The 12,341-nt window shown below is 70.0% G+C and carries 11 protein-coding genes and 1 pseudogene; all 12 read right to left on the reverse strand.

The window, feature by feature from the left end; genetic code table 11:
- Positions 1–780 carry an NADH-quinone oxidoreductase subunit J gene (locus tag VME70_06240; protein HTW19792.1) on the reverse strand — a complete coding sequence of 260 codons (780 nt, stop codon included), beginning with the start codon at positions 778–780 and terminating at the stop codon, positions 1–3.
- Positions 777–1,460, reverse strand: coding sequence for an NADH-quinone oxidoreductase subunit NuoI (nuoI, locus tag VME70_06245; GenBank protein HTW19793.1), 684 nt, complete (start codon positions 1,458–1,460; stop codon positions 777–779). The genes VME70_06240 and nuoI overlap by 4 nt, the downstream gene beginning before the upstream one ends.
- Complete coding sequence (gene nuoH, locus VME70_06250; GenBank protein HTW19794.1) at positions 1,453–2,775, reverse strand: NADH-quinone oxidoreductase subunit NuoH; 1,323 nt, start codon at positions 2,773–2,775, stop codon at positions 1,453–1,455. The genes nuoI and nuoH overlap by 8 nt, the downstream gene beginning before the upstream one ends.
- A complete protein-coding gene (locus tag VME70_06255; protein ID HTW19795.1) occupies positions 2,775–5,195 on the reverse strand; it encodes an NADH-quinone oxidoreductase subunit G in 2,421 nt (806 codons plus the stop codon). The genes nuoH and VME70_06255 overlap by 1 nt, the downstream gene beginning before the upstream one ends.
- Positions 5,192–6,493, reverse strand: a complete 1,302-nt coding sequence (gene nuoF, locus VME70_06260) for an NADH-quinone oxidoreductase subunit NuoF (GenBank protein HTW19796.1) — start codon at positions 6,491–6,493, stop codon at positions 5,192–5,194. Before nuoF ends, VME70_06255 begins: the two co-directional genes overlap by 4 nt.
- Before the next feature lie 55 nt (positions 6,494–6,548).
- Positions 6,549–7,184, reverse strand: a complete 636-nt coding sequence (gene nuoE, locus VME70_06265; GenBank protein ID HTW19797.1) for an NADH-quinone oxidoreductase subunit NuoE — start codon at positions 7,182–7,184, stop codon at positions 6,549–6,551.
- On the reverse strand, positions 7,184–8,557 hold the full coding sequence (locus tag VME70_06270; GenBank protein ID HTW19798.1) for an NADH-quinone oxidoreductase subunit D: 1,374 nt from the start codon (positions 8,555–8,557) through the stop codon (positions 7,184–7,186). Before VME70_06270 ends, nuoE begins: the two co-directional genes overlap by 1 nt.
- The gene (locus tag VME70_06275) at positions 8,554–9,258 is read right to left on the reverse strand and encodes an NADH-quinone oxidoreductase subunit C (protein HTW19799.1); all 705 of its coding nucleotides are present in this window, start codon (positions 9,256–9,258) and stop codon (positions 8,554–8,556) included. The genes VME70_06270 and VME70_06275 overlap by 4 nt, the downstream gene beginning before the upstream one ends.
- Positions 9,259–9,410: 152 nt before the next feature.
- A pseudogene (locus VME70_06280) lies at positions 9,411–9,863 on the reverse strand (NADH-quinone oxidoreductase subunit B family protein).
- A gap of 6 nt (positions 9,864–9,869) precedes the next feature.
- Positions 9,870–10,223, reverse strand: coding sequence for an NADH-quinone oxidoreductase subunit A (locus VME70_06285; GenBank protein HTW19800.1), 354 nt, complete (start codon positions 10,221–10,223; stop codon positions 9,870–9,872).
- A 65-nt stretch (positions 10,224–10,288) separates the two neighbouring features.
- A complete protein-coding gene (locus VME70_06290) occupies positions 10,289–11,557 on the reverse strand; it encodes a geranylgeranyl reductase family protein (protein ID HTW19801.1) in 1,269 nt (422 codons plus the stop codon).
- Positions 11,558–11,589: 32 nt separating this feature from the next.
- The gene (locus tag VME70_06295; GenBank protein ID HTW19802.1) at positions 11,590–12,297 is read right to left on the reverse strand and encodes a class I SAM-dependent methyltransferase; all 708 of its coding nucleotides are present in this window, start codon (positions 12,295–12,297) and stop codon (positions 11,590–11,592) included.
- Positions 12,298–12,341 lie beyond the last annotated feature (44 nt).

Genomic DNA, 12,341 nt, shown 5'->3' on the forward strand with positions numbered 1-12,341 from the left:
TCACCGCTCCAGCTCTCGCTCGGTGGCGTCGACGTGGTGCCGAGCGGAGGACACCTGCAGGTAGTCGGGCACGCTCGGCGCAGCGATCGAGCCGTCCGGCAGCAGGGCGGGCGTGTCGACCGCGTCGTGGTCGGCATAGACGCCGGGGCCCGGCAGCGGGCCCATGCCCGCTCCGCCCTTGTCGCGACGGGCCTCCATGCGTTCCCGCTGGCTGCGCTGCTTGGTTTCGCTCGGCTCTCGGTGCGCGAGCACCATCGCGCCGAGGCCGGCCGTGATGAGGAGCGCGCTCGTGGCCTCGAAGGCGAACACGTACCGGCTGAACAGCAGGTTGGCGATCGCGGCGACGTTGCCCTGGCCGTGCTCCGCCGCCGTGACGCCCTTCGGCGAGAACCCCGCAAGGGCGGTGGCCAAGGTGGCGACCAGCAGCACGGCAAACCCGAGCCCGATGACGAACGCGGCCAGCCGTTGACCGCGCAACGTCTCGACCAGGGAGTCCATCGAGTCGACGCCGATCAGCATGAGCACGAACAGGAAGAGCATCAGGACCGCGCCGGTGTAGACGACGACCTGGACGACCGCGAGGAACGGTGCGTTCTCGGTCGTGTAAAACGCCGCGAGGCAGAGCATCACGATCGCGAGCAGCAGGGCGGCATGGATCGCACTGCGGGCCAGCACCATGCCGACCGCTGCGGCCACCGCGATCGGGCCGAGGATCCAGAACACGAAAGCCTCGTGCAGCGGGGGCGAGCCGGACGCTGCCGCGAGCAGCGTCCCCGTCACGACCGGCCCTCCTTCGCGGTGGGCGTCGCCGGCCGATCGTAGTAGTCCTTCTCGTCGTCGCCGAGGCGCATCGGGTGCGGCGGCGCTTCCATGCCGGGCTGGAGCGGAGCGAGCAGCTGGTCCTTGGTGAAGATCAGGTCGACCCGGCTGTCATCAGCCAGCTCGTACTCGTTCGACATCGTGAGCGCCCGGGTCGGGCAGGCCTCGATGCACAACCCGCAGAAGATGCACCGCAGGTAGTTGATCTGGTACACCGCGCCGTACCGCTCGCCGGGTGAGTAGCGCGCCTGTTCGGTGTTGTCCGCACCCTCGACGTAGATCGCGTCCGCGGGGCACGCCCACGCGCACAGCTCACAGCCGACGCACTTCTCCAAGCCGTCCGGGTGTCGGTTCAGCAGGTGCCGGCCGTGGTAGCGCGGCTCGGTCGGGAGCTTCTCCTCCGGGTACTGCTCGGTGACCGGCTTGGTGAGCATCGTTCGGAAGGTCACCCCGAAGCCGGCGACCGGCGCGAAGATCTCCTTCAGCAACGACTGCTTGCGCTCGGGCGCGGCCGTGCTGCTCGGCGTCTCCGGCGTCGTTGCGGGGCCCTGCTGAAGTGCTCCGGGCGCGGTTTCGGTGTCGGGCTCGACCCGCTCCACGCTGGAGTCCGGGCGGGTCGGGGGGACGTCTTCGTCAGCCATCGAGCACCTCGGTGGAGTCCGCCCCTCGCTCGAGCTCCGGCACCGGGCCCGCAGCCGACAGCACGGGCACCGGGTAGCCGGTCGTATCCCCGGCTTCCCGCTCGGCGGCGGCCTCGAGCTCGGCCAGCTCGGCGTCGGCCGCGGCCTGGCTCGCGCGCGACTCGGCGACAAAGGTCCAGATCAACACGACCGCCGCAACCGGGATACCGACCCAGGCCAGCGTCTGCACGCGGGTCTTCCCCTCGTTGGTGAGCTCACGGAAGGCGGCCACGATCAACAGCCACACCAGGCTGAACGGGATCAGCACCTTCCAGCCCAGCCGCATGAACTGGTCGTAGCGCAGTCGCGGCAGCGTGCCGCGCAGCCAGATGAAGGTGAACAGCAGCACGAAGATCTTGCCGAGGAACCACAACACCGGCCACCAGCCGTGGTTGAGCTCGTCGTTGCCGATCAGCGACAGCGGCCACGGCGCCCGCCAGCCACCGAGGAACAGCGTGGTCGCGAGCGCACTCACGGTCGTGACGTTGATGTACTCGGCGAGGAAGAACATCGCGAACTTCAGCGACGCGTACTCGGTGTGGAAGCCGGCGACCAGCTCGCTCTCGGCCTCCGGCAGGTCGAAGGGCGCCCGGTTGGTCTCGCCGACCATCGCGATGAGGTACATCAACAGCGACGGGATCAGGGGCAGCGCGTACCAGAGCTTTGCCTGTGCCGACACGATCTGGCTGGTCGACAGCGAACCGGCGTACAGGAAGACACCGGCCAGGGCGAGGCCCATCGCGACCTCGTAGGAGATGACCTGCGCGGCCGAGCGCAGCGCGCCGAGCAACGGGTACGGCGACTGGCTCGACCAGCCGGCCAGCACGATCCCGTAGACCCCGATCGAGGCCATCGCGAGGATGAAGAGCACGGCGACCGGTAGGTCGGTGATCTGCAGCGGCGTGCGGTGCCCGCCGATGGACACGACCGGCCCCACCGGGATGACCGCGAAGGACAGGAACGCGGGAGCACTCGCGACGACCGGAGCCAGGATGTACAGCGGCTTGTCGACCATCGCCGGGATGAGGTCTTCCTTCAACGCCAGCTTGATGCCGTCGGCGAGCCCCTGCACCACGCCGAACGGGCCGACCCGGTTGGGGCCGAGCCGCGCCTGCATGAAGCCGATCACCCGGCGCTCGGCCCAGATCATCAGCAGGGTCGTGACTACGAGGAAGACGAACACGACGAGGCACTTGACGAGGGTCAGCCACCACGGGTCGTTGCCGAACGCGTTCAGGTGCGTGCCACCGGCGGCCGCGGCCGAGACGAGATGCATCACGACCCTCCCGCCGCTGCCAGCCGGACCACGGCGCCCGATCCTGCCCCGAGGGTCGCGTACAGATGCGAGCCAACGGAGTACGTCGGGAGCCAGACCACCTGGTCCGGCATCTCGGTGATCGCGACCGGAAGCGTAACCGTGCCGCGATCGGTGCTCACGCTGACCTCGGCGCCGTTGTCGATCCCGAGCGCGTTCGCGCTCGTCCGGGACAGTCGGGCCACCGCGGGCTTGCGAGTGCCCGCGAGGTAGGGCTCGTGCTCCTGGAGGCGACCGTCGTCGAGCAGGTGGTGCCAGGTCGCCAGCAGCGCCTCACCCGAGCCGGGGGTGGTGGCGGCCGGTGCCGGGTAGACCGGCGCCGGCGGGCGCGGACCGGCCCAGGAGCCGAGCATCGCGATCTGCGCGCGGATGCTTCGCGCCGTGGCGGTGTCGAGCTCGACGCCCAGCTCGGTCGCGAGCCGGTCGAGCACCCGGCCGTCGCTCAACGCACCCGTCGACTCGAGGGTCGCGTCGAACGGCCGAGCCCGGCCCTCCCAGTCGAGGAAGCTGCCGGCCTTCTCGACCACCGGCGCCACCGGGAACACCACGTCGGCGCGGTCGGTCACCGCGGAGTCCCGGATCTCGAGCGAGACGACGAACGGCGCCGCCTCGAGCGCCCGGAGCGCCAGGTCGGGGTCAGCGAGATCGGCCGGGTCGACCCCAGCCACGACCAGCGCGAGCTGCCCGGCCGCTGCCGCCTTTACGATCGCGTCTCCGTCACGGCCCGGCTCGGACGGCAGGGCACCCCAGAGCTTCTCCACCTGCTCCCGCGCCGCGGAGTAGGCGAGCGCGCGCCCGCCGGGCAGCAGGTTGGGCAGGCACCCGGCGTCGACCGCTCCCCGGTCGCCGGCCCGCCGCGGCACCCAGACCAGCCGCGCGCCGACCGCATCCGCCAGGCCCACGGCGGCGCTCAGCGCGCCCGGTGACATGGCCAGCCGCTCGCCGATCATGATGACCGCGCCGGGCTGCCGCAGCGCCTCGCCCGCCTCGCGCAGGCCGGCGTGGGAGAAGTCGTCCTTCCCGAGGGCGGAGAGCACGTCGGCCTCGCCACCCGGGCCGGCGGCGAGCAAGCGCCCGTGCAGCTTGGTCAGACCCGCGGTGGCGAACGGAGCGATCCCGAACACGTCGAGGCCGTCCTTCTGCGCCGCCTTGCGCAGGCGCAGGAAGACGATCGGCGACTCCTCTTCGGGCTCGAGCCCGGCCAACAACACGGCCGGTGCCGCGTCGAGATCGGCGTACGTCGTCTCGAGGTAACGCCCAGCTACCTGCGCGGCCAGGAACTCCCGCTCCTCGGCCGAGTGCGGTCGCGCCCGAAAGTCGATGTCGTTCGACCCGAGTGCCACCCGCGCGAACTTCGAGTATGCGAACGCATCCTCGACGGTCAGCCGGCCGCCGGTCAGCACGCCGGTCCGGCCGCGCCACTGCGAGAGCCCGGCGGCGGCGCGGGCGAGCGCCTCGCTCCACGACGCCTCGACCAGGTAGCCGTCAGCGTCGCGAACCAGCGGGGTCAGGATGCGGTCCCGAGCGGTCGAGTAGCCGAACCCCCACCGGCCCTTGTCGCAGTTCCACTCCTCGTTGACGTCCTGGTCGTCGCCGGCCAACCGGCGCAGCACCTTCCCGCGCCGCCAGTCGGTTCGCTGCTGGCAGCCGGACGCGCAGTGCTCGCACACCGACGGCGTCGAGACCAGGTCGAAGGGCCGGGCCCGGAAGCGGTACTGCGATCCGGTCAGCGCTCCCACCGGGCAGATCTGCACGGTGTTGCCGGAGAAGTACGACGTGAACGGCTCTTCTTCGAAGATCGCTACCTGTTCGAGCGCACCGCGCTCGAACAGGTCGATGAACGGGTCGCCCGCGATCTGCTGCGAGAAGCGCGTGCACCGCGCGCACAGCACGCACCGCTCACGGTCCAGCAGGACCTGGGACGAGATCGCGATCGGCTTCTCGTAGGTGCGCTTCACGTCCTTGAACCGGCTCTCGGCCGGGCCGTGGGTCAGCGTCTGGTTCTGCAGCGGGCACTCGCCGCCCTTGTCGCACACCGGGCAGTCGAGCGGATGGTTCAGCAGCAGGAACTCGAGGTTGCTCTCCTGCGCCTTCAATGCGATCGGCGAGGTGAGCTGGGTCTTGACCACCATGCCCTCGCTGACCGCGACGGTGCACGAGGCGACCGGCTTGCGCTGTCCCTCGACCTCGACCAGGCACTGCCGGCACGCGCCGATCGGGTCGAGCAGCGGATGGTCGCAGAACCGCGGCACGTCGATGCCCGCCAGTTCGGCCGCGCGGATGATCAGCGTGTCCTTGGGAACCCGGATCGCGATGCCGTCGATCGTCGCGCTCACGAGCTCGACCGGGGTCACGGCGGGGTCGACCGCTTCGGCCGTCACTTCTTCGCTCCTGCCGAGCTGAACAGCGTCGAGGCATCCGGGTCGAACGGGCAGCCGTTGTTCTCCCAGTGAGCGACGTACTCGTCGCGGAAGTACTGCACCGAAGAGATGATCGGGCTCACCGCGCCGTCCCCCAGCGCGCAGAAGGCCCGTCCGAAGATGTTGTCGCAGGTGTCGAGCAACGTGTCGATGTCGCTCTCGTCCGCATCGCCCGCCTCGAGCCGTTCGAGGATCTGGACCATCCAGTACGTGCCTTCACGGCACGGCGTGCACTTGCCGCACGACTCGTGCGCGTAGAACTCCGTCCACCTCAGGACCGCTCTAACCACGCACGTCGTGTCGTCGAAGATCTGCAACGCCTTGGTGCCGAGCATGGAACCGACGTCGGTCATGCCCTCGTAGTCCAGCGGCGCGTCGAGATGCTCCGCCGTGAGCAGCGGCGTGGAGGAGCCACCGGGCGTCCAGAACTTCAGCTCATGCCCCTCGCGGACGCCGCCGGCGAGGTCGAGCAACTCCCGCAGGGTGACACCGAGCGGCGCTTCGTACTGGCCGGGACGGGTCACGTGTCCGGACAGCGAGTACAGCGTGAAGCCCGGCGACTTCTCGCGCCCGAAACCGCGGAACCACTCGACGCCGCGCGCGATGATCGGCGGGACGCTTGCGATCGACTCGACATTGTTGACGACGGTCGGGCTCGCGTACAGGCCGGCGATCGCAGGGAACGGCGGGCGCAGGCGCGGCTGGCCGCGGTAGCCCTCGAGCGAGTCGAGCAGCGCGGTCTCCTCGCCGCAGATGTAGGCGCCCGCGCCCGCGTGCACGACGACGTCGAGGTCGAAGCCGGTGTCGAACAGGTTCTTCCCGAGCAGGCCGGCGGTGTAGGCCTCGGCGACCGCAGCCTGCACCCGTCGTACAACGTGCAGGACCTCGCCCCGGATGTAGATGAAGGCGAGGTTCGACCGGATCGCGAAACAGGTGATGACGATGCCCTCGACCAGCGAATGCGGGTTCGCGAGCATGAGCGGGATGTCCTTGCAGGTCCCGGGCTCGGACTCGTCGGCGTTGACGACGAGATAGTGCGGCTTGCCGTCGTCCTGCGGGATGAACCCCCACTTGCCGCCGGTCGGGAAGCCCGCGCCGCCTCGACCTCGTAGCCCCGAGTCCTTCACCGCGGTGATGACGTCGTCGGGTGAGATCTCGGTCAGCGCCTTGCGCGCCGCCGGGTAGTCCCCGCCGTAGCCCTCGAGCGTCCACGGCTTCTCATCGCCCCAGTTGGCGGTGAGCACAGGCGTCAGGTTCATCGCGGCGACCCCGCGCGGTCGTGGCGCTCAGGAGCAGCGGACCGGTACGGCGAGCTCATGCGGTCTCTCCGCGCTCGTTGGCCAGGTTGAGCCCTTCCAGGCTGGCCGGGCCGGCCGCGATGCCCTCGTCCGCACGTCCGTCGGGGAAGCCGGCGAGGATCCGCTCCGCTTCCTTCCAGGTGCACACCGACGCCGCGCCACGGGTCGGCGTCACCGGCTCGCCCGCCCGCAGCGCGTCGACCAGCTCACGGGCCGACGCCGGGGTCTGGTTGTCGAAGAACTCCCAGTTGACCATCACCACAGGTGCGTAGTCGCACGCCGCGTTGCACTCAACGTGTTCGAGCGAGACCTTGCCGTCGTCGGTGACGCCGTTCTGGGTCGAGATGCCGGTGTGCTCCTTCAGCGCGGCGTAGATGGCGTCGCCTCCCATCACGGCGCACAGCGTGTTGGTGCACACGCCGACGTGGTAGTCGCCGACCGGGCGCCGCTTGTACATCGTGTAGAAGGTCGACACGGCGCTGACCTCAGCCTTGGTCAGGTCGAGCAGCTCGGCGCACAGCGCGATCCCTTCCGTGGTGACGTAGCCCTCCTCGCTCTGCACCAGGTGCAGCAAGGGCAGCAACGCCGAGCGCGGCTTCGGATACCGCGCGATGATCTCGGCCGCCATCCGCCGGGTGTCGTCGCTCAGCATCAGCGGTCCACCCCACCCATGACCGGATCGATGCTCGCCACGCTCGCCACGATGTCCGCGACCATCCCGCCCTCGGTGACGGCCGGCACGGCCTGCAGGTTGACGAAGCTGGGATCGCGCAGGTGCACGCGGTACGGGCGGGTGCCGCCGTCGGAGACGACGTGCGCACCGAGCTCGCCGCGCGGCGACTCGACAGGGACGTAGACCTGGCCGGCAGGGACGCGGAAGCCCTCGGTCACCAGCTTGAAGTGGTGGATCAACGCCTCCATCGACGTACCCATGATCCGGCGGATGTGATCGAGAGAGTTGCCGAGGCCGTCGGAGCCGAGCGCGAGCTGCGCCGGCCAGGCGATCTTCTTGTCCTCGACCATCGTCGGACCCGGGCGCAGCCGGTCGAGCGCCTGCTCGATGATCCGCAGCGACTCGCGCATCTCGTTCAGCCGGACCTTGTACCGCGCATAGCAGTCGCCCGCGGTCTCGATCGGTACGTCGAAGTCGTAGGTGTCGTAGTCGAGCACCGGCATCTCGCGCCGCAGGTCCCACGCCAGCCCCGATGCGCGCAGCAGCGGGCCGGTAATGCCGAGCTGCATGCAGGACTCGGTGTCGAGGTAGCCGACGCCCTGGGTCCGAGCCATCCAGATCGGGTTGGCCGACAGCAGGTCCTCGTACTCGTCGACCCGGCTGCGCATCACCGGCACGAACTGGCGGATCGCATCGACGGCGCCCGGCGGGATGTCCTGCGCGACGCCGCCCGGGCGGATGTAGGCATGGTTCATCCGCAGTCCGGTGATCATCTCGAAGATCTTGCTGATCTCCTCGCGCTCGCGGAACGCCAGCAGCATCGCGGTCAGGGCCCCGAGCTCGAGACCGCCGGTGCCGAGCCAGACCAGGTGCGAGGAGATCCGCTGCAGCTCAAGCACCAGCACCCGCAGCACCCTCACCCGCTGCGGAATCTGGTCCTCGATGTCCAGCAGGCGCTCGACCCCGAGGCAGTAGGTCGCCTCGTTGAACATCGGAGACAGGTAGTCGGCGCGGGTGACGAAGGTCACCGCCTGCGTCCAGTTGCGGTACTCCATGTTCTTCTCGATGCCGGTGTGCAGGTACCCGATCACCGGCCGGGCGGCCATCACGGTCTCGCCCTCGAGCTCGAGCACGATCCGGAGCACGCCATGCGTCGAGGGGTGCTGCGGACCCATGTTGACGACGATCCGCTCGCTCTCCGCCGGGTCGATCGCCGAGACGACGTCCTCCCAGTCACCGCCGCCGACGGTGAAGACGCGTCCCTCGCCCTCGGGCTCCGCACCGGCGTACGGGTCCGCCTCGTTGTACGTGCTGGTGTACGGCGTTCCCTGGTCGGTTCCGGACTCGGTCATGCGTAGGACCGCCGCTCGTCGGGTGGCGGCACGGTCGCGCCCTTGTACTCCACCGGGACCCCGCCGAGCGGGTAGTCCTTGCGCTGGGGGTGCCCCGGCCAGTCGTCCGGCATCTCGATCCGGGTCAGGCCGGGGTGCCCGTCGAAGACGATCCCGAAGAAGTCCCACGTCTCGCGCTCGTGCCAGTTGGCGGTCGGGTAGACCTCGGTGGCGCTCGGGATGTGCGGATCCTCCGCGGTCACCGACACCTCGAGCCGGATCCGGCGCCGGAAGGTCATCGACAGCAGGTGGTAGACCGCGTGCAGCCGCCGGCCGGTCGGGTCGTCGGGATAGTCGGCGCCGGAGACCGACGCGCACATCTCGAAGCGCAGCCGCGGGTCGTCGCGCAGCGCCCGGAGCAGCTCGGCGAGCGGCTCCCGGCGTACGTAGAGCGTCAGCTCGCCGCGATGCACCACGATGCGCTCGATCGCGTCGCCGAAGTCGGGGTAGGCCGACTCGAGCGCATCGGCGGCCTCGTCGAACCAGCCACCGTAGGGGCGCGGCGAGGACACCAGCTGCGGCGGGCGGACGACCAGCCCGCCGAATCCGGAGGTGTCGCCGAAGCCGGACGCGCCGAACAGGTCGTGGCGCTTGCCGCCGGCCCCGGTCGGCTCATCGCTCGAGGGCGCCGCGGCGACGCCCTCGTCGGTCGGTTCGGTCACGATCCGGCTCCCGGTAGGGGCGCGGTGAAGGCGGGCACCTCGGCGTCGTCCGGCACGCCCTTCGAGATCCGGGTGTCCCGCTCGATCGGCTTCTCGTACGGCGCGGTGCCGCCGAGCTCGGTCCAGTCCGGCTTGCCGCTGATCGGGCCGTTGCGGATCTTCTCGTGCAGCTTGAGGATCGCGTCGAGCAGCATCTCCGGCCTCGGCGGGCAGCCGGGCAGGTACATGTCGACCGGCACGACGTGGTCGACGCCCTGCACGATCGCGTAGTTGTTGAACATGCCGCCGCTGCTCGCGCAGACGCCCATCGCGAGCACCCACTTGGGCTCGGGCATCTGGTCGTAGATCTGGCGCAGAACCGGCGCCATCTTCTGCGACACCCGGCCGGCGACAATCATCAGGTCGGCCTGGCGAGGGGACGCGCTGAAGCGTTCCATCCCGAACCGAGCGATGTCGAAGCGCGGGCCACCGACCGCCATCATCTCGATCGCGCAGCAGGCCAGGCCGAACTGCGCCGGCCAGACCGAGTTCTTCCGCGCGGTGTTGAGCACCTTGGCGACGGTGGTCAGCAGGATCCCGTCGGGGATCTTCTCCTCGATGCCCATGTCAGCTCAGTCCCACTCGAGACCGCCGCGCCGCCACACGTAGGCGTAGATCACGAACACGGCGCCGATGAAAAGGATCATCTCGACCAAGCCGAACAACCCGAGGGCGTTGAAATGCACGGCCCACGGGTAGATGAACACGATCTCGATGTCGAAGACGATGAACAGCATTGCGGTCGTGTAGTACTTCACCGGGAGCCGGTGGCCGCGGAATGCCTGAGGCGTCGGCTCGATGCCGCACTCGTAGGACTCGAGCTTCGCGCGGTTGAACCGCTTCGGCCCGGCAAGGGACCCGGCCACGATCGAAAACACCGCGAAGCCGGCACCGATGAGGGCCAGGATCAGGATCGGGACCACGATGTCCTCCTTCGCGACGTCTCGGCGGTCAAACCCACGAAAGTCTAGGTGGCGCGCTCACGCCCGGATCACGCGGCCGGGGTCAATCGGTTGAGGCCGGCGATGATGCGGTCCGCCGCGTCGCCGCCGCGGGGCTCGGAGAGGTTGGCGAGCAGCTTCAGGCAGAACCGCATGAGCGCGGGGTGCGGGAGCCCGTGGCGGGTGCACAGCTTCATCACGGACGGGTGCCCGATCGCCTTTACGAAGATCCGCCCGATCGTGTAGTAGCCGCCGTAGGTCTCCTCGAGCGCCGCCGGATACCCCTCGAGCACCCGTTCGCGGCGCGGTCCTTCCGGCTCGGCGAGCGCGAGCGCGACCAGCTCGGCGGCGAGCCGCCCGGACTCCATCGCGTAGGCGATCCCCTCGCCGTTCATCGGGTTGACCATCCCGCCGGCATCGCCGACCAGAAGGGCGCCGTCGGCGTAGTGCGGCTTGCGGTTGAACGCCATCGGCAGTGCCGCTCCACGAGTCGGGCCGACCGAGTTCTCCTCGGTGAAGCCCCACTCCTCGGGCAGCGAGGCGCACCAGCGATCGAGCATGGCGCGGTAGTCGGTCTTGCCGAACGCGTCCGAGGTGTTCAGGATGCCGAGCCCGACGTTGCTGGTGCCGTCACCGACGCCGAACACCCAGCCGTAGCCCGGCAGCAGCCGGCTCTGGCCGATCGCGCCGTCCCACAGCTCGAGCCAGGACTCCAGCCAGTCGTCGTCGTGGCGCGGACTGCGGAAGTACCGGCGGTAGGCGACCCCCATCGGCCGGTCCTCGCGGCGCTGGCGGCCGAGCGCGAGCGACAGCCGCGAGCTGTTGCCGTCGGCGACCAGCGTGATCGGCGCCCGGAAGCGGCGTCCGTCCTTGGTGGCCACGCCGACGATTCGCCCGGTGCGCTCCTCGCGCACCGGATCGATCACGGTGGTCTGCTCGTAGACCTGCGCGCCGGCCTTCTGGGCGGCGCGGGCGAGCACCTCGTCGAAGTCCAGCCGCGGGCGGACCAATCCGTACGACGGATAGCTCGCGAGATCCGGCCACGGGATCTCGAGCCGCATCCCACCACCGATGATGCGCAGCCCTTTGTTCGCGATCCAGCCATCGGCCGGCTCGGTCGGGATGCCCATGGCGACCAGCTGCTTCACCGCACGCGGAGTGAGCCCGTCGCCGCAGACCTTCTCCCGCGGAAACTGCGACTTCTCGGCCACGATGACGTCCAGCCCGGCCTGGGCCAGCCAGTATGCCGCGGTCGAACCGCCGGGGCCGGCGCCGACCACGACGACGTCCGCGTCGTAGTCCGCATGCTGCGTGCTCATGATCTCCTGCTCGTGAAACCGTTCACATGAGTCTAGTGACGGGCCGGGCCGGTGCGGGTCGCGCGATGCATGGCCACGGCTCCGAACGACAGCGTCCGCCAACCCACTGCGGTCCATCCGGCCGCGGCCAGGCGGGCGCTGACCTCGGCCGGCGCCGGCCACTGCGCGACCGACTCGGCGAGGTAGTCATACGCCTGGGCGTCGCCGGTGACCAACGCCGCCAGCCGCGGGAGGACGTGGGTCACGTAGAAGCGATGACCCGCGCGGAACGGCTCTCGCCGCGGCGCACTCGTCTCCAGCACCACGAGGCGTCCGCCCGGTCGGGTGACCCGAGCCAGCTCGGTCAGCGCGAGATCGACGTCGGCCACGTTGCGCAAGCCGAAGGAGATCGTCACGGCGTCGAACCCGCCGGCGGAGAACGGGAGCGCAAGAGCGTCCCCCGCGGCGAACTCGAGCGACGGGTGGCGGCGGCGGCCGACCGAGAGCATCCCGAGCGAGAAGTCGCAAGCCACCACGGATGCGCCGCGCCGCTGGATCGGCACTGCGCTGGCACCGGTTCCGGCGGCCAGGTCGAGCACGCGGTCACCCGGGTTCACCTCGAGCGCGTCGGCCACCAACTCCCGCCAGCGCCGCTCCTGCCCGAGCGTCATCACCGCGTTCATGCGGTCATAGCGGTCGGCGACCGCGTCGAACATCCCGGCAACCTCGCGCGGCTGCCGGTCCAGGTGAGCCCGGGGCACGGGGTCATTTTCGCGAGCCCGGGGCGCGACTCGCGCGGCGGGGC

This window comes from Mycobacteriales bacterium (genome assembly GCA_035504215.1).
GTDB lineage: Bacteria > Actinomycetota > Actinomycetes > JAFAQI01 > JAFAQI01 > DATAUK01.